The organism is Spirulina sp. LEGE 11439, from assembly GCF_059821285.1.
This window is the reverse complement of sequence record NZ_JCAMRX010000018.1, coordinates 16,354-32,893: the sequence shown is the minus strand read 5'-3', so window position 1 is coordinate 32,893 and position 16,540 is coordinate 16,354. Positions and strand designations below refer to the sequence as shown.

At 44.0% G+C, this 16,540-nt stretch carries 14 protein-coding genes; 8 read left to right on the top strand and 6 right to left on the bottom strand.

Annotation, left to right across the window (positions count from 1 at the left end; all coding sequences use genetic code 11):
• Nucleotides 1-187: 187 nt before the first annotated feature.
• The 8 genes from AC6RV6_RS13930 to AC6RV6_RS13895 all read left to right on the top strand — a co-directional run bounded on the left by AC6RV6_RS13930 (nucleotide 188) and on the right by AC6RV6_RS13895 (nucleotide 9,571).
• A complete protein-coding gene (locus AC6RV6_RS13930; RefSeq protein WP_500241459.1) occupies nucleotides 188-1,684 on the top strand; it encodes a beta-barrel domain-containing protein in 1,497 nt (498 codons plus the stop codon).
• 33 nt (nucleotides 1,685-1,717) lie between these two features.
• Nucleotides 1,718-4,486: a PAS domain S-box protein gene (locus tag AC6RV6_RS13925; RefSeq protein ID WP_500241458.1), complete on the top strand. Its 2,769-nt coding sequence runs from the start codon at nucleotides 1,718-1,720 to the stop codon at nucleotides 4,484-4,486.
• Nucleotides 4,487-4,718: 232 nt separating this feature from the next.
• Nucleotides 4,719-4,940, top strand: a complete 222-nt coding sequence (locus AC6RV6_RS13920; RefSeq protein WP_500241457.1) for a hypothetical protein — start codon at nucleotides 4,719-4,721, stop codon at nucleotides 4,938-4,940.
• Nucleotides 4,941-4,958: 18 nt separating this feature from the next.
• Nucleotides 4,959-5,882 carry a phosphodiester glycosidase family protein gene (locus AC6RV6_RS13915; RefSeq protein WP_500241456.1) on the top strand — a complete coding sequence of 308 codons (924 nt, stop codon included), beginning with the start codon at nucleotides 4,959-4,961 and terminating at the stop codon, nucleotides 5,880-5,882.
• 164 nt (nucleotides 5,883-6,046) lie between these two features.
• On the top strand, nucleotides 6,047-7,096 hold the full coding sequence (locus tag AC6RV6_RS13910; RefSeq protein ID WP_500241518.1) for a DUF3326 domain-containing protein: 1,050 nt from the start codon (nucleotides 6,047-6,049) through the stop codon (nucleotides 7,094-7,096).
• A gap of 94 nt (nucleotides 7,097-7,190) precedes the next feature.
• The gene (locus tag AC6RV6_RS13905; RefSeq protein WP_500241517.1) at nucleotides 7,191-7,727 is read left to right on the top strand and encodes a CPBP family intramembrane glutamic endopeptidase; all 537 of its coding nucleotides are present in this window, start codon (nucleotides 7,191-7,193) and stop codon (nucleotides 7,725-7,727) included.
• A 335-nt stretch (nucleotides 7,728-8,062) separates the two neighbouring features.
• Complete coding sequence (gene fmdA / locus AC6RV6_RS13900) at nucleotides 8,063-9,262, top strand: formamidase (RefSeq protein WP_500241455.1); 1,200 nt, start codon at nucleotides 8,063-8,065, stop codon at nucleotides 9,260-9,262.
• A 33-nt stretch (nucleotides 9,263-9,295) separates the two neighbouring features.
• On the top strand, nucleotides 9,296-9,571 hold the full coding sequence (locus AC6RV6_RS13895) for an FmdB family zinc ribbon protein (protein WP_500241454.1): 276 nt from the start codon (nucleotides 9,296-9,298) through the stop codon (nucleotides 9,569-9,571).
• Between the two features lie 272 nt (nucleotides 9,572-9,843).
• Here the strand turns inward: AC6RV6_RS13895 and AC6RV6_RS13890 are convergent, their stop codons facing one another.
• The 6 genes from AC6RV6_RS13890 to AC6RV6_RS13865 all read right to left on the bottom strand — a co-directional run bounded on the left by AC6RV6_RS13890 (nucleotide 9,844) and on the right by AC6RV6_RS13865 (nucleotide 16,523).
• On the bottom strand, nucleotides 9,844-10,932 hold the full coding sequence (locus tag AC6RV6_RS13890; protein ID WP_500241453.1) for a glycosyltransferase family 4 protein: 1,089 nt from the start codon (nucleotides 10,930-10,932) through the stop codon (nucleotides 9,844-9,846).
• Nucleotides 10,925-12,253, bottom strand: a complete 1,329-nt coding sequence (locus AC6RV6_RS13885; RefSeq protein ID WP_500241452.1) for a peptidoglycan-binding protein — start codon at nucleotides 12,251-12,253, stop codon at nucleotides 10,925-10,927. The genes AC6RV6_RS13890 and AC6RV6_RS13885 overlap by 8 nt, the downstream gene beginning before the upstream one ends.
• Before the next feature lie 167 nt (nucleotides 12,254-12,420).
• Nucleotides 12,421-13,464, bottom strand: a complete 1,044-nt coding sequence (locus tag AC6RV6_RS13880) for a DMT family transporter (RefSeq protein WP_500241451.1) — start codon at nucleotides 13,462-13,464, stop codon at nucleotides 12,421-12,423.
• Nucleotides 13,465-13,597: 133 nt separating this feature from the next.
• A complete protein-coding gene (locus AC6RV6_RS13875; protein WP_500241450.1) occupies nucleotides 13,598-14,512 on the bottom strand; it encodes a DNA-methyltransferase in 915 nt (304 codons plus the stop codon).
• On the bottom strand, nucleotides 14,505-15,029 hold the full coding sequence (locus tag AC6RV6_RS13870) for a hypothetical protein (protein ID WP_500241449.1): 525 nt from the start codon (nucleotides 15,027-15,029) through the stop codon (nucleotides 14,505-14,507). Before AC6RV6_RS13870 ends, AC6RV6_RS13875 begins: the two co-directional genes overlap by 8 nt.
• Nucleotides 15,030-15,116: 87 nt before the next feature.
• The gene (locus AC6RV6_RS13865; protein ID WP_500241448.1) at nucleotides 15,117-16,523 is read right to left on the bottom strand and encodes an amidohydrolase; all 1,407 of its coding nucleotides are present in this window, start codon (nucleotides 16,521-16,523) and stop codon (nucleotides 15,117-15,119) included.
• Between the last annotated feature and the right edge of the window lie 17 nt (nucleotides 16,524-16,540).

The following is a 16,540-nucleotide window of genomic DNA, read 5'->3' as shown; positions in this document are numbered from 1 at the left end:
GAGCGTAAATAGAGAAAAATTGATATGTTTGGCAGCAAAACAAGGAAAGATACCTGCCAAGTTGATAAAAGTTGACAAAAGTTGATAGAGAATCTCAAGGGATTGTTTAAACTGGAAGAAAGAAACGTGGATATTGTTCTCTATTTTGCCCTCGAATCGTGCAACCTCAGCCGTTGAAAGAAGTTCAATGAAATCCCTATTTTCTGCCTCTCCTCCCCAAGCTCGCCAAACTAAAGAACAATTTGCCCATCCCGAAGAATACCTTTCTTTTGAACTGGGCAAAGCCGTACAGGAACTCCCCCCACTCTACAGCCGCTTGTTGGCGGGAACGATTAGCTTGTTGGTTTTTGGCGCGATCGCTTGGGCTTATTACAGTAAAATCGATGAAGTCGCCGTCGCCCAAGGCGAACTTCTCGCTACGGTACAAGTGCGCCCAGTTCGTTCCCTCAAAGAAGGGGTAATTCGCGAAGTGAAGGTCAGAGAAGGGGATAAAGTGGAAGCGGGAATGGTTTTAATCGAACGAGATCCGGCTCTTCCTCAAGCTGATATCGATCGCCTCACCAACTCGATGAAATTAATCGAACAAGATATCGCCCGCTTGAATGCCGAATTAGAAGGAAATACAAAAAGTGGAACGCCCTTGCAAGATCGCTTAATCGTCGCTCGCTTGCAAGACTTTGAGAGTCGTCGCGTTACTGCGATCGCTCAGGCTCAACGCCAACGAGCCGCGATCGAGAGTGCTAAAGTTCGCAAAGTTCGCCTGCAAGATAATCTAGTCAATGCCCGAGATAATTTAGTCAATGCAAAAGTGAGCTTCACGAACAGCCAAAAACTTTTTCAGCAAAGTCAAGAACGCTTGCAATTATCGCAAGAGCGAGAATCTTCTTTAGTGACTCTTGCAGAGCAAGGGATCGTTCCGCGCTTAGACTATCTCGAGGCTCGCGAGCGCGTGGCGCGGGCAGAAGCTGAAGTCACTCAAGCCCGAGATGAACTCACCCGAGCCAGCGATCGCATTACCGATGCCAAAAATAAAGCCGCTTCCTTGGTTAAAGATATAGAAGGACAAGAACAAGAAATCCGACAGGCAGAACAGGCTTATCGTGCTGCGATCGGTCAAGCGCAACGCTTGGGAGCCGAACGGAAGAGCGAAATTCTAACGCAACTCAATCGACGTAAAGAGGAATTGACTGCCGCGAAAGGTCAACTGGAAAAAGTCAAAAAAGAACGCACGGGAGAGACAATTCTTGCTCCTTCTACGGGAACGGTTTACAATCTTAAAGCGACTTTAGGACCCGTACAAACTGGAGAAGAACTCCTGTCAATTGTTTCTCAAGATGAAAAGTTATTTTTAGAGGCCAAGGTATTGAATCGAGATATTGGGTTTATTGCACCGGGGATGAAAGTAAAAATAAAAATGGCAACGTTTCCTTTTCAAGAATTCGGTACCGTCGATGGAAAAGTTATGAATATTAGTCCCAATGCGATCGCAGATGAACAATTAGGTTTGGTTTTTCCCACTCGAGTTGAACTCTTCCAATCTGCCAAAATTGTGCGAGGACAAAAAGTTGCATTTACTCCGGGTATGGCAGCTACGGCGGAAATTGTCACCCGACAAAAATCGATTCTAACCTTCCTCATCGAACCGATTACTCGCCGTTTCAATCAAGCCTTTTCCGTTCGCTAAATGATAATTGTTCATTGCTCATTGTTGATTGAAATGCTTCATCGGGTCATCGACTACAATCCCTCGCTCGTTTTGCCGGAAACTCCGACAAAAGAAGCCCTTGCAATTTTGCAAAAAGGAGAGCAAGAATGTATTTTAGTAGGCCAATCGCGCGATCGCATCGTCGGACTGTTAACCTCAGCCAAATTGCTTCAACATATTGCCACCGTCAAAGATTGGCAGAACTATCCCGTAGAAGCGATCGCAATTCGTCAATTCAGGATTTGTTCGGTCTCTGAATTAAGCGATCCGATAAAGTTTTGTCAATCTTGCGATGATGCGCCAAGTTCTCATCTTCTCATTGCTGACGAAGACAATCAAATTATTGGTATTTTATTAGACAAAAATCTTTCTCGCCTCCGAGAAATTAATCGAGAAGTGGAAGGGGCTTTTATTAAGAGATTAGATGCTGAAATCGAACGACAAAAATTGTTACAACAGAAATTGCATACAAGCTATACCCAGACGAATGCACTGTTAGGCGCAATGAGCGATATTGTTTTGGTTGTCGATATCGAAACCGATAATCTCAAAGTCGAGCTTCCCAACCCAAATTTAACCAACGATGCGATCGCAAATTTCCTCCACCAAACTCTCGAACAGTTTTATGACAGTTCCTATTCAGAACTTTTTATCAACAATATCAAAAAAGCCCTAGCAGAACAAAAAACAATTGAATTTGAATATACTTTATCGGAAAACGAGAATACGATTTGGTTTGCTGCCAGAATTTCCCCAGTATCCCAACATTCTGCCATTTGGGTAGCTCGCAATATTAGCGATCGCAAGCAAGCAGAAATGGCACTGCAACATTTAGCGGCGGAATTAGAAAAGCGCGTCCTCGAACGAACATTTGAGCTACAAGAACTCAATCACAATCTAGAGACAAAAGTAAGGGAACGCACGGCACAATTGCAATCCAGTGGAGCTAGATTTCGCTCTCTCTTCGAGCAAGCTGCCGTAGGGGTTGCACAAGTGAGCTTAGATAATGAATGGCTGTTGGTCAATCAAAAATTATGCGAAATTTTGGGCTATCCTCGAGAAGAACTAATTTATAAGCAATGTTGGGAAATTACCCATCCCGACGATCGACCCGCCACCCAAGAACATTTGCAGCAACTGCTTGCGGGGGAAACGTCAACCATTACCTTAGAAAAACGCTATCTTTGCAAAGATGGTTCGACGGTGTGGGCAAATATGACCCAATCTCTCGTGAAAGATGCCGAAGGAAGACCCAAATACGGGGTGAAAATTGTCGAGGATATTAGCGATCGCAAGCAAGCCGAGGCAGAATTGGCAAAATTGTCTTTAGTGGCCAGCAAAACCGATAATTTGGTCATTATTAGCGATCGCCACGGTGCGATCGAATGGGTTAATGAAAGTTTTAAAAAAACCACAGGATATGCCTTACCAGAAATACAAGGACGAAAACCCGGGGATTTTCTTCAAGGACCTTTAACCGATCCTGCAACTGTGCAAAAAATGCGGCAGGCAATCCATAATAAATCTTCTTTTGTTGGAGAGATTGTTAATTATCATAAAAGCGGGAGACCTTATTGGTTGTCTTTAAGTATTAATCCCGTACTGGACGATCGCGGCGAATTGACCAATTTTATCGCCATCGAACGAGATATCACACAACGCAAGGAATCGGAATTAGCATTACAGGTCAGTGGAAAACGCTTGCAACTGGCCCTCGAAGCTTCGGGGGATGGGTTGTGGGATTGGAATATTACAACTGGGGAAGTTTATTTTAATCATCTTTGGTGCGAAATGTTGGGCTATCGTCAAGACGAATTATCCGGACGCATCGAAACGTGGCAAAGATTAATCCATCCCGAAGATTTGCGGCAATTCCAGCAATCCCTTGAGGCTCATTTTGAGGAAGATTCTCGTCCCTTTGCTCTCGATTATCGCTTAAAAATGCAATCGGGAGACTGGAAATGGGTGGCGGGATACGGTCAAGTTGTCGATCGCGATGAAACAGGAAAACCCTTACGCGCGATCGGAACTCATCAAGATATTAGCGATCGCAAGCAAGCCGAACAAGAGGTACTCAAAGCATTAACAAAAGAAAAAGAACTCAGTCAATTAAAATCGGGTTTTATTACCATTGCTTCCCACGAATTTCGCACCCCTCTGACGGTGATTATTGCTGCGGCAAAACTCCTCAAACATTATGAGGATAAACTCTCCCGAGAGCAGAAAGAACAACAATTAGAGCGACTGCTCCGAGCCAGCGATCGCATTCTCAGATTATTAGAAGATATTCTCGTTTTAGGCAAAGCCGATGCTGGAAAAATAGAATTTAATCCTGTCCCTATCGATCTGAAAGTATTCTGCGAGGAACTCTTAGTAGAACTGCGCCTATCAGATGGCGATCGACACAATTTTATCTTGACTTATCAGGGACAAACCGAACAAAAAGTCCCCATCGACGAACATTTGCTGCATCACATTTTAAGTAATTTGCTCTCGAATGCGATGAAATATTCTCCAGTTCATGGCGAAATCACCCTCACTTTGCAAGTGAGCGATCGTCATGCTATTTTTCGGATTAGCGATCGCGGTATCGGTATTCCCTCAGAAGATATACCTCACTTGTTTGAAGCCTTTCATCGCGCCAAAAATGTCCATGAGATTCAAGGAACGGGGTTGGGATTGGCGATCGTGAAAAGAGCGGTAGAATTGCACTCTGGGACGATTTCAGTAGAGAGTCTGGTAGGAGTAGGAACGACATTTACCGTCACAATTCTTTTTTAAAAGCAGCATTGCGATTTTTTTATTCTCTACAAAAACCCGAGCAAATTGTACAGAGAGACAACAGATTGGGAAAAATTCTCGCCAAGAGAGGTAGCTAACAATACAGAAAGCGGTAGTATTTTTACAAAACGTTACTGCTATCGTGCATAATATTAATAATTTATTCCAGAGATATCTTTGGAAACTCAAGAGAGTTTGTTGAATTTTAGTGAGGTAATTCAGGGTGAATCCTATGATATCAATTGGCGATCTCGTACAACAGGCATTGAAAACAGGTTATCTTACCATTGAGGCCGAAAATCAATTGCGCTATTTTCTTCATCAAACTCAATATGGTTTGGAGGATCTGCGAGCATTTATGACATTGCAACAAGCAGCAATGGACGGTTTGGTGAAACAACAATCTCGAGAGCAATTCCATCGCACCACTCTCGCGAAGCAATCATCGCTCTAATGTTGCTACAGATCGAAGATGAAAATTGCCTTGAAACAATGTTTAAGAAGAATCTTGAGTTTGTTTTTGGGGATGTTCCCGATCTTGTACGGTGTTTTGTTATTGAGAAGACCTCCACGATCGCAATACCAAAAACAACTCTTTCAAGGCATTTTTTATCAGCGCATCCTTCATACTCAACCGCATCCCTTTCTCGTGCATCCCTTTCTCACACGCCCTTTTCTCGTGCATATTGTCGCGATCGATTTAACAAAACCGGGTATTCAAGTTGCGGTTACTCCCGGATCTCCAGGTGAGGATGGGAAGGAATTTAATGCCCAAACAACAGGAGATTTTCTGAAAACCAATCATTTGCAATTAGCGATTAATGGCAGTTATTTTATGCCATTTTATACCAAGCATCCTTTAGATTTTTACCCGAGAACTGGCGATCGCGTCAATGCGTTGGGTCAATCTATAGCAAATGGGATAACTTACTCTTTGCCTCAAGATGGATGGAATGTTCTCTGTTTTTCTCCAGACAATCGCGCCAGTATTACCAATCTTTGTCCTGCCAATACTCGGCATGGGTTAGCAGGGGGATACATTCTCATCTTAGAAGGAAAACCCGCTCGCGAGTATAAAAATCGGGAATTAACGGCTCGCTATCCTCGCACAGCAGTGGGTATCGATCGCCAAGGAAAAACTTTATGGATTGTTGTGATTGATGGTCGTCAACTTTTTTATAGTGAAGGGGCAACTTTAACCGAATTAACGCAAATTTTACTAGAATTGGGCAGCGATCGCGCCCTAATTTTAGATGGTGGTGGCTCGACAACTTTAGTGACTGAAAAAGAGGGAAAAATGCACGTGCTGAATTCTCCCATTCACACGCGAATTCCTCTGCGTCAACGGCCCGTTGCCAATCATCTTGGCTTTTCCGCTCTTCCTCTGAAGCGGTGACCAACCATTAAAAGACAGACAGCAAAAAGAAAAACAACCCTCAAGCCCTTCTGAGAGAAAAAAGAACAAGATTCTAACTTCTGATAAAGTATTAGTTGGCGATCGAAACGAATCATAACAGCATTAATCGCCTAATTTTCCCTCGTTATCTCTTACCAATTCACGTGCTTCACCGTCCCTTTACTGTTGTTTTAATTGTTCCGACGGGTATCGGTGCAACCATTGGCGGTTATGCGGGAGATGCTCTACCCGTGGCCAAGGCATTTTCTGAGGTTTGCGATCGCCTCATTACTCATCCCAACGTTCTCAATGGCGCACAAATGTATTGGAATATGCCCAATGCTTTCTATGTTGAAGGCTATGGGTTGGATCGTTTTGCTGCTGGTGAATGGGGCTTGCAAGCCGTCCGACAAAATCGCCTTGGTTTACTCCTCGATCGCGCCATCGAACCCGATTTGCAATTACGTCACATTCAAGCCGCAGATGCTGCTAGAGCCACATTAGGATTAAAGCTGACCGATTATATCGTGACGGATGCCCCCCTCGGGGTAGAACTGCGAATCGCCCCCTCGGGTGCGAGTTGGGGAACATTGAACAACCCGGGTAGCTTATTGAGAGCAGCCGAAAAATTAAAGCAAGGAGGAGTAGAGGCGATCGCCGTCGTTGCTCGTTTCCCCGATGAAACTGACAGTGAAGCCCTACAAAACTACAGACACGGCTCGGGAGTCGATGCTCTTGCCGGTGCAGAAGCCGTTATTTCTCACTTAGTTGTCAGAACCCTGCAAATTCCCTGCGCCCACGCTCCGGCTTTATCTCCCTTGCCTGTGGATCCACAAGTGGCCCCACGAGCGGCGGCCGAGGAATTGGGTTATACTTTTCTTCCCTGCGTTTTGGTGGGTTTGTCCCGCGCGCCTCAATTTGTCACACAACTTCACAAATCGGCATCAGACTCTATTTGGGCAGATGAGGTAGATGCGATCGTCTCTCCGATCGATGCTTGCGGGGGAAGTGCTATGCTCAGTTTAGGTAACCCTAAGGCGATCGCCGTTGAAGATAATCAAACGGCGATGCACGTCCCCCCTGAATCGTTAGGAATCAAAGCTATGCGCGTTCGCTCTTACCTAGAAGCACTAGGCGTATTGACGGCTTATCGAGCAGGAATCGATCCGCATACCTTGCGTCCCGATCTATCAATATTGCGCTGTCTTTCTTAGTTCCCTTTTTTAAGAATCGCCTGTTATAAAGCCCGTGAATCAAACCGAACCTCCTGAATTAGAATCTCTCACTCGTACTCAAGTTCTCGTCGCCATGGCCGTGACGGCAACAATCTTGTTAGTTGTTGCCAAAGTTTGGCAATCTCTCGGCTCGGTACGGATGCTCTCTCTACAATTTACCCTGAATGCCGTGTTTTGGGGATTAGGTCTGGCCGTCGCGATCGTGGTCGCAAGTACTCTCGTCCATCGTCTCTGGGCGGACTATCGACGCAGTGCGAATTATTATTTGGATTTAGTGGTTAAGCCGTTAATTTGGCCGGATTTGCTTTGGCTGGGGTTACTGCCGGGATTGAGTGAGGAACTTCTGTTTCGCGGTGTAATGCTTTCGGCTTTAGGGTTGAATGTGACAGCCGTTATTCTCTCGAGTCTTTTATTCGGAGTCTTGCATTTGAGCGGCACGCAACAATGGCCGTATATGATTTGGGCGACAATCGTGGGAGGTGTTTTGGGATTTAGCGCGATCGCTACGGGAAATTTATTAGTTCCCATTGTGGCTCACATTATCACGAATTTTGTGTCCGGGTGTTTGTGGAAATGGGCAAATCCACTGGAAATATCAGAGTCTCAATGAATGACTCCTTAATTAAAATCGAGATTTTCGACTGAGGAAAAAGGCAAAAACCGAGAATCATTATCATTCTCGGTTTTTATTTTTTGTTACAAAAAAAGGTCGGTTTTGGTAGTTATTGTTACGATAAAGCGAGCGATGGATCGGTCAAGATAATGAATCAAAATCCAGCTTTATTTTAAACATGAAATTGTATTGGTTCGGAACTCCTAAAGCTGCGATCGCTGGATTTTTCTTGTTAAGTTAAGCGAGTTTGTCAAACATTTTTAAACAATTTTATTGCAACTTAACAGGGCGCAACATGATGAACATAAAATTTAGCAATTAATCGGAAAACCATGCCAGAAACATTGTTCAAAATCGATCTATCGAAACCCATGGCTGAACAAGAGATTGTGGGTCATAATCGATGGCATCCCGATATTCCCGCAGTTGTTTCCGTTAATCCCGGTGAAGTTTTCCGCATCGAGTGCAAAGACTGGACAGACGGACAGATTAAAAATGACGATAACCCCAATGATGTTCGCGATGTCGAACTGACCCTCGTTCACGTTTTGAGCGGTCCCATCCACGTTAACGGCGCACAACCCGGCGATATTCTTGTTGTTGACCTGTTAGATATTGGCGCATTACAAGGGGACGAATGGGGCTTTACGGGAATCTTCGCGCGAGAAAACGGCGGCGGTTTCCTCACCGACCACTTCCCCAATGCAGCCAAAGCCTGTTGGGATTTGCAAGGAATTTATGCGAGTTCTCGACATATCCCCGGGGTACGCTTTGCCGGAATCACTCATCCCGGTTTGATTGGGTGTGCTCCTTCTCAAAAACTACTGGATACATGGAATGCAAGAGAGCGAGCTTTAGTGGAGAAAGGTTCCCTTGACCAACTCCCTCCGTGGAAGCCGAAAATGCCGCCTTATGCCGCTTTACCTAACCCAGAAAATGCAGTTCTGGGTTCTTTAAAAGGAGCAGAATTCGATCGCGTGGCAGCCGAAGCCGCTCGGACGGTACCGCCGCGAGAACATGGGGGAAATTGTGATATCAAAAACCTCTCTAAAGGTTCGCGGATTTATTTTCCCGTTTATATTGATGGGGCAAACTTATCGATGGGTGATATTCACTTCTCGCAAGGAGATGGGGAGATTTCTTTTTGCGGAGCGATCGAAATGTCGGGTTATATCGATCTTCATGTCGATATTATCAAGGGTGGAATGGAAAAATACGGGATGGTCAACCCTATTTTTAAACCCGGTCCGGTGGAGCCGCATTACTCGGAATATTTGATTTTTGAAGGCATTTCCGTAGATGAGTTTACCGGGGAACAATACTATCTCGATGCTCACGTTGCCTATCGTCGCGCTTGCCTCAATGCGATCGAATATCTCAAGAAATTTGGCTTTACCGGAGAACAGGCTTATCTATTATTAAGTTGCGCTCCTGTCGAAGGTCGAATTAGCGGTATTGTTGACATTCCCAATGCTTGTTGTACGTTAGCATTACCGACCTCTATTTTCGATAAAAATATTCTCCCCAGTTAACACCTAGAATTAACCATTACCCATTTAAAAACAATGCCCTTGTATGAATTTCGATGCGATGCTTGTGGCGAATTTGAAGCCTTTCGGACTTTAGCGCAATTTGACGATCCCATGTATTGTCCGACCTGCGAGGCGATTGCCCACCGCATCTTTTGCGCCCCCAATATCAATCTCAATTCTGGCCGCTTGCCGCGATCGCCCAAAGAACCCCGACTCGTCAAACAGGAACGCAACCCAACTTTTTCAAGATACCAAAGTATCAAAAGTGGGCGGCCTTGGGCGATCGCTCATTCACCCCAAAGACTATAGTATCGATTAAATCAAAAGGGGTCAGCACAAAAATGCGACCCCGGATTTGAACAAATCTCTAAAAGCAAAAATCTTGATTTTTGCTTTTGTCTTCTTACTATTTTCGTTGAAAGAGCTTCACTCCTCTCAAAATTAAAAGTCTCGTTTTAATTCCGGCAGGCTTCCCGCGCAATTCTCGCTCTAACCCGAGGATTCTACCCATGCAAGCGGCTGCAAGTAACGTTGCAATCATTTTTTTGTCAGCAATTGGAGGCTTTGCCCTAATCTTACCTTTAAGAAACCTGACGCATTTCGACAATTTCATAAAACCATGCTTCCAGCCGATCGCCCAAAGCGGTTAAAGAATATTCTTCTTCAGCTTGTTGGCGACAGGCATAGCGATCGCATTCATCAAGGCGCTCGATCGCGGCAATTAACCCCTCAATGCTATCGGGTGCGACTAAAAACCCCGTTTGACCTTCCCGCACGATTTCCACGGGGCCACCGCGCTTATAGGCGATGATAGGAACACCGCAGGCCAGGGCCTCGATCGCCACGTTGCCAAAGGCCTCCACCCACCGAGGAGTCATTAATAAAGCACGACATTTTCCCAATTGCGCCTGCAATTCTTCTGTAGACAAAAAACCCATGTATTCAATCGGCGCATTTTGATATTTGGCTTGAATTTCCTGCCAATAATCCGGGCGATCGATCTTGCCAAATATCTTTAAAGGAATGCCTGTTTTTTGTGCGGCCATGACTGCATCTTCAAGGGCTTTTTCTGGGGAAATGCGAGCCACCCAAGCTAAAGCATTCTCCGGTTGCGGGCAAAATTGATACTGTTGCAGGGCGATCGCGTTACTCAAACAGCGCGGATCGGTGATACCGGCAAACGTTTCTGCTTGGATGCGAGTATGAAAGGCCAGAGTTTCGGGAAAAACGCTCCAAGTTTCCGCGATCGCTCGATCCATCGCCTTTGTTAACGATCCCATGCTAACCAAATGAGCAATAGGACAAGAGAAAAAGGGTGTTAAATAAAACGGCAACCAATCGTAAGCAAAATTAACAATTAAATCGAAGCGATCTTGTACCGTTCTGGCATAATCCCACATTTTTTCCAGTACGGAATTTTCCGGTAAAATAATCGGACTGTCTCGATCTTGAGTTTGGGCGGCAGTTTGTAGCGTTCCTTCAATTTCTTTGATGGGAATGTTGGCCAAATGCGAACCAACTGGTGCGACGATTTTGAGGTGATGCCCTCGTCGCTGCAATTCCTCGGCAATATTCTTTAAAGAGAGTTCGACACCACCCCCCAGCCCAGAACCCAACGCACCAACGGAAGTAGAGGCAAGTAATAACTGTAATTTCTTGGCTTCATTCATGGTTGCGATCGCTGGGTAGCATACGAATATGACTTAACTGACCTAAAGCCCATTTTGCCGTTTCCTGCACCTCTGGATCTGGGTCGTCGGTAGCATAATAAATCAATTGGCTTAATTGGGCAATTAACTCGTAAACGCGGGTTAAATCGCGAATGGCATTTTTCCGCACTTGGGCGTTATCATCTTGCAACGAGAGTGCCAAAGCGCGATTCATGGGTTTGAGGGTGCGAGTCCCAATTTGAGATAGGGCTTCTAAAATCAGGGATTGTTGTTGGGAATCTGACTCGAGGAGCAAACTCACAAGCGGTTGAACCGCCCGAGAGTCGGATCGTTGCGCCAATTCCCAAATGGCTTTTTTCCGTTTTTCGGGATCGGGGGAATGTAACTCGCGAATCAGTTCTTCAATGGGATCGAGTTGGCTTTGAATTAAATTGGAGGGGCTGTGAGGTGGCTCGCTCGCTAAACTTTTTGTCAGATGCGGGCGATCGTTGAGAGGGAATTCTGGTACGAGAGTTCTCTTCTCAGCCAAAGAAGGCGAGGGAGATTCTGGCCAAGTCTGGGGAGGTGGAGTGGGCAAAGGCGGAGGGAATGTTTCTATTTCTGAGTGATTTCCTGCATCCATACTCTCTGATTCATCTTTGAAGCGATCGCTCTCCTCGAAACTCTCTGGTTCATCAGCTTTCACAAAGATTTCCGTTTGACCCACGGGTTTTGTAATTGGGTATAATTCCGTGAGTTGGATTTCCTCTTCCTCCTCCCCTGCCTCAATTTCGTCGGTCTCTAGCTCATCTCGCTCATAGCCAGCTTGATTGATGTAGCGCAACAAGAAAAAGATTGTTCCCCCCATCCCCACCAGCAGAACCAATCCTCCACCGCCAAAAATGACGAGCTTTCTTTTCCAACCCCACGGCCTTTTTTTGGGTCTTGGTTGTCTTCTCGGAGTGGGAATATTTTGTAGTTCTCGCAATTTATCAAAGGAGGCTTCGTCAAAAATTCCTGTGGGTTCTAATTTTTGACTGGTTTGGAATTTAGTGACTGCTTCTTTCGTTTTTTCGTCGTATTTTCCCGTCGAATCCCCTTCGTAGTGACCGAGTTGTTTGAGTCGGTTTTGCAATTCTCTGACGATATCACCTTCATCCCCCGGTTTGAGTTGATTATTATTCTCAGAGGAATTGGTGTTCGGTGCTTCTTGTGCTTGGGCGATCGCGGTAGCTTCTCGAGGAGGTGGGGCAAAAGCAAGAGAAGGATTGGGACTGCTGAAAGTAACGCCAGTACCAACCATTGATAAGACCAAGAAGGAGAAAATGCGATCGCCAAACATTCTTTAACAAGGATGAAGTATGAAAGATGAAACTTGAAGGAAGATGGATTTCCTCCCCTCGCAGCAAAAAACACCCGAAATTCACTCTCGACAATCTTAACGCGAGGATTGCTCAAATGAGGAGAGATGAGGGATTTCCTTTGGCTAAATTATTGGGGACATTTCTGTTACCGAATAGGTTCGGAGTCGAGTGCTTTGATGGGCAGAGGCTGGGGATCGTTTAAAGAAGGATGGGAGGAGAGGTTGCGATCGCGCCAATTCTGCCACTGGCGATCGAGTTGGTTTCGTCGATTGATGAGATAAATACTAACTAAAGTCAAGGCAACTCCTATCCATTCAAGAGGGCTGAGAATTTCGGCGAGGAAAATATTGCTGAAAATGAGGGCAAAAATTGGGGTCAGGAAGGTTAAAGACGTAAAACTGGTGAGGTTTCCTTTTGAGGCAATGTAGAAAAATAGAGCATAGGCGATCGCGCTGCCAAATACTGTTGAATAACCCAAAGTTAGCCAACCCATACCGTCAATATTCACCCATTGATTTTGCTCCCAGAATACCGACATGACGAATAGAGGCAACCCGCCTAAAATCATGTGCCAACCCGTAGCGACAACGGGATCCGCATGGCGACTGACGTAACGAATGCTAATGGTACCCAAAGCCATTGAGAGGGAAGCACACAGCATCAACCATTCTCCATTCTCCAATAAGTTTCCCCCGTTGGCGAAGCTAGAGAAAGAAAAATGAGTCAATCCCTCGATAATCCATTCATCGGGCAAACCCACAAAGCCAATACCGATCGCCCCGATCGCTAATCCCAGAAATCCCCACCCGCCGATCGCTTCTCCAAATAACCAACTGGATAGCAGGGCGATCGCGATGAGTTGAGAATCAATGAGGGTAGACCCCAAACCCGCACCAGTTCTCATTAATCCGGCGGCGAGAAACCCTTGAAACATGAACCCATCCAACAGGGCAAAAATGCCAATCCAGAGCCATGCTTGCCATGTTTTCGGTTGGGGGAGTCGAAAAATGGCGGCGGCGGCTAAAATCAAAATTCCGGCGGGGACGAGGCGAAATCCGGCCATAAATAAAGGCGTTGAATGCGAGATAACGCCTTTCATGGCTACCATTGCTGTCCCCCACAGGAAAAACGGGGACACGAGAATCAAGGGGGTAAGAAAAGGGTTTTGGGGATTAGATTGGGCTTGCATGAAAGACGATTGAGTTTCTTTCACTCTATTGTAAACAAATATTGAGTTTTGTTAAAGTGCTGAGAAAATTTCTAGAAAAATAATCATAGAAGAAGGAATGCGATCGCGATCGAGATAAAAAATGAGAATAATTCTACTGTTTTATAGCAAAAAGTGTTGGTTGGTAATGGGTGTTATCAATTCTCTTTTGAGCCATTTTTTGATATGTTTCAACTAATTCACAGCCAATAAATTTCCGATTATTTTTGATAGCAACGACACCTGTTGTTCCCGAACCTGTAAAGGGATCGAAGATAATATCATCCATTTTCGTTGAAGCAAGTAGACAAGTCTCAACCAATTGTTCGGGGTAGACAGCAAAATGTGCATCTCTAAATTTTCCTAGTGGTATTTCCCAAACTGTTCTCTTATTTCTCCCTTGGGGATGAAAGGCTTGATCCCAACGACCATTATGTAAGTTTTGGTTTCCTTCATTTTTACCTTGTTCTGGCGTACCATTTCTTTTACCCAGATGTTTTCTTCCTCCTCTCATTTTTGATTCTGAGCTAAATGTCACATGAGGTTCTCTAATAGAGTCTGCGTCATAATAGTAGTCAGATGTTTTTGAGAAAAGAAATATATATTCATGATCGGTTGTTGGTCTATTTTTAACTGATGATGGCATAGCATTGGGCTTTTTCCAAATAATATCACTTCTAAGCATCCACCCTTTATTCTTAAGGGCAAAGGCAACACGCCAAGGAACTCCTAATAACTCTTTTTTCCGATAAGTATCCCCTAGATTGACCCATAAAACTCCTGTGTCTTTTAATTTGGGTCTAATTACTTCAAAACAAAGAGTAAGATTCTTAATATATTCATCTAAGTCTTTTTCTCTACCTATTTCATCTTGACTTGCATCCTCTCCTGAGTATTTTCTATGACCGAAATAAGGAGGGCTAGTAATGATTGACTGAAAATAGTCATTAGGTATTTTCTGATAAACTTTTCTGACATCTCCCAGAAGAACTTTATTAATGAGATTTTTGTAATTTCTCTGCTTAGTCATTATCAAGAATTCCTTCAATATACTTATTTAAATCTATCTGTGTCTTCTCATCAAATCCTTGAAATTTGTTTGGACTCATATCGAAATGAAAAATCAAATCTATTCGATTGTCAATATTCACCAATTCAGATGCAGACCAATTTTGAGCAATAATTACTACCATAATATAATAGATATTCGCATCTTCTTGAAGTTCTTGAATTGCAGCAATAATATCTCGTGTAAATATATGTGCATGACCGCCACCTTCAGTTTCTCTTGTTTTTATTGGCATTAATAATATCTCATTGGGTTCGCCACTTTGTGGGACGAGTTCTACAGAGATATCAATAGTATGATTACCTATTTTTATTTGTTTAGGCGCGATCTGGATCTTTTTATATTTTCCATAGTTTCCATATATTGCAAAATAGTTTTGAAAAGCTGTAACTATAGCAGTTCTCACCTTTGCTTCTAAGTGATGTCCTTTAATACTTCTTCGAGATCCTTCAAGGCGATCGATTATGACTTCTCTCACTGTCAACCAATCGAAACTTTTGAGCTGAAACCCTTGTCATTGCTGGATCTTTTGTTTAAAACTCAAATGAGATTGTTTTAATCTAGATCAATCATTGTCTAGTCCCATAACGTGACGATAGTGAGCTTCCAGTTTTTGCGTTGTCGCGGATTTAATATCTTTTTTCCAGTCGCTGTAATTAAACAAATCTTGGCGTAATTTTTCGATATTAATATGGGTGGGTTGTCCGGCTGCGACAATGCGATCGCCATTGACCCAGACACTATTCACAACTTGTATCGGACGACCAAAAATCAACAAGCCAACGGGATCGGTACGAGGTAATAAAGATAAATTAGTTAAATCGTAGAGAACTAAATCGGCTTTTTTCCCTACTTCTAAGGAGCCAATTTTATCAGCTAATTTAATGCCTGTTGCTCCTCCCAAAGAAGCCATTTTAACGGCTTCTTTGGGATTTATCCAGCGACGATATTCAAAATCTGTTGTATTGTGCAGCATCGCCCCGATCTTAATTGCTTCTAACATATCTTGACCGTCACTGCTGGCAGTTCCATCACAGCCAAAGGCAATATTCACGCCTGCTTGACGATATTTTAAAATCGGGGCAATGCCACTACCCAAGCGTAAATTACTAAGGGGATTATGAACAACTGTCGATCGCGTTTTTGCCAACAGAGAAATATCGTCATCATTCAACCAAATGCAATGAGCCAAAGAAGTGCGATCGCTCAAAAAACCAATGCGATCTAAATATTCTACCGCCGTACAACCATATTTTTCTCGGGCTAATTTCTCTTGCGCTTTAGTTTCCAATAAATGAGTATGACGGCATAAATGATAGCGATCGCTTAATTCAACGCAACCTTTAAATAAAGCATCGGAACATAATTGCGTTCCCGTCGGTGCCGTCATAATACTGATGCCTTCTTCAGGACGATGGAACTTTTCAATAACATCTTGAAGAAACTGTAAATTCTGTTCTGCCGTCCAATAAAATTTCTCAATTTCTCGATTTTCACCCTCATTGGGAATTCCGGCTTCGAGTTCGCAATCGTAAACTAAGGGACCGATAAAAGCTCGAATTCCGATTTCTCGATAGCCGCGAACAGTTGCCGCAACTGTTTCCATTTCTTGCCCCGGAATGAGAACCAAATGATCGACAACGCAAGTCCCTCCTGATAATAATGTTTCTACTGCCGTCCCCAAAGCACTGAGATAAATTTGTTCGAGTTTGACGAGAGGACAATCGTAGAGTTGGGTTAACCATAATTCTAAAGGATAAGGCGAAATTAATCCTCTTTGCCACATTTCTGATGAGTGAGTGTGGGCATTGATAAAACCGGGAAGTAATAATTGATTCGTCCCGTCAATAATTGTTCCGTTCGCTTCGAGATTGGGGGCGATTTTGGCGATCGCATCTCCTACAATTTGGACATCAACATTTTCATATCCTGTCTCGGTCAAAATCAATGTATTTTGAATGGTAAAATTCATATTAGTTATTAATGAAC

What these genes read in the sequence shown, in the direction of transcription:
- AC6RV6_RS13930 (WP_500241459.1), top strand. Translation starts at nt 188, where the DNA reads ATGAAATCCCTATTTTCTGCCTCTCCTCCCCAAGCTCGCCAAACTAAA.
- AC6RV6_RS13925 (WP_500241458.1), top strand. Translation starts at nt 1,718, where the DNA reads ATGCTTCATCGGGTCATCGACTACAATCCCTCGCTCGTTTTGCCGGAA.
- AC6RV6_RS13920 (WP_500241457.1), top strand. Translation starts at nt 4,719, where the DNA reads ATGATATCAATTGGCGATCTCGTACAACAGGCATTGAAAACAGGTTAT.
- AC6RV6_RS13915 (WP_500241456.1), top strand. Translation starts at nt 4,959, where the DNA reads ATGAAAATTGCCTTGAAACAATGTTTAAGAAGAATCTTGAGTTTGTTT.
- AC6RV6_RS13905 (WP_500241517.1), top strand. Translation starts at nt 7,191, where the DNA reads ATGGCCGTGACGGCAACAATCTTGTTAGTTGTTGCCAAAGTTTGGCAA.
- fmdA (WP_500241455.1), top strand. Translation starts at nt 8,063, where the DNA reads ATGCCAGAAACATTGTTCAAAATCGATCTATCGAAACCCATGGCTGAA.
- AC6RV6_RS13895 (WP_500241454.1), top strand. Translation starts at nt 9,296, where the DNA reads ATGCCCTTGTATGAATTTCGATGCGATGCTTGTGGCGAATTTGAAGCC.
- AC6RV6_RS13890 (WP_500241453.1), bottom strand. Translation starts at nt 10,932, where the DNA reads ATGAATGAAGCCAAGAAATTACAGTTATTACTTGCCTCTACTTCCGTT.
- AC6RV6_RS13885 (WP_500241452.1), bottom strand. Translation starts at nt 12,253, where the DNA reads ATGTTTGGCGATCGCATTTTCTCCTTCTTGGTCTTATCAATGGTTGGT.
- AC6RV6_RS13880 (WP_500241451.1), bottom strand. Translation starts at nt 13,464, where the DNA reads ATGCAAGCCCAATCTAATCCCCAAAACCCTTTTCTTACCCCCTTGATT.
- AC6RV6_RS13875 (WP_500241450.1), bottom strand. Translation starts at nt 14,512, where the DNA reads ATGACTAAGCAGAGAAATTACAAAAATCTCATTAATAAAGTTCTTCTG.
- AC6RV6_RS13865 (WP_500241448.1), bottom strand. Translation starts at nt 16,523, where the DNA reads ATGAATTTTACCATTCAAAATACATTGATTTTGACCGAGACAGGATAT.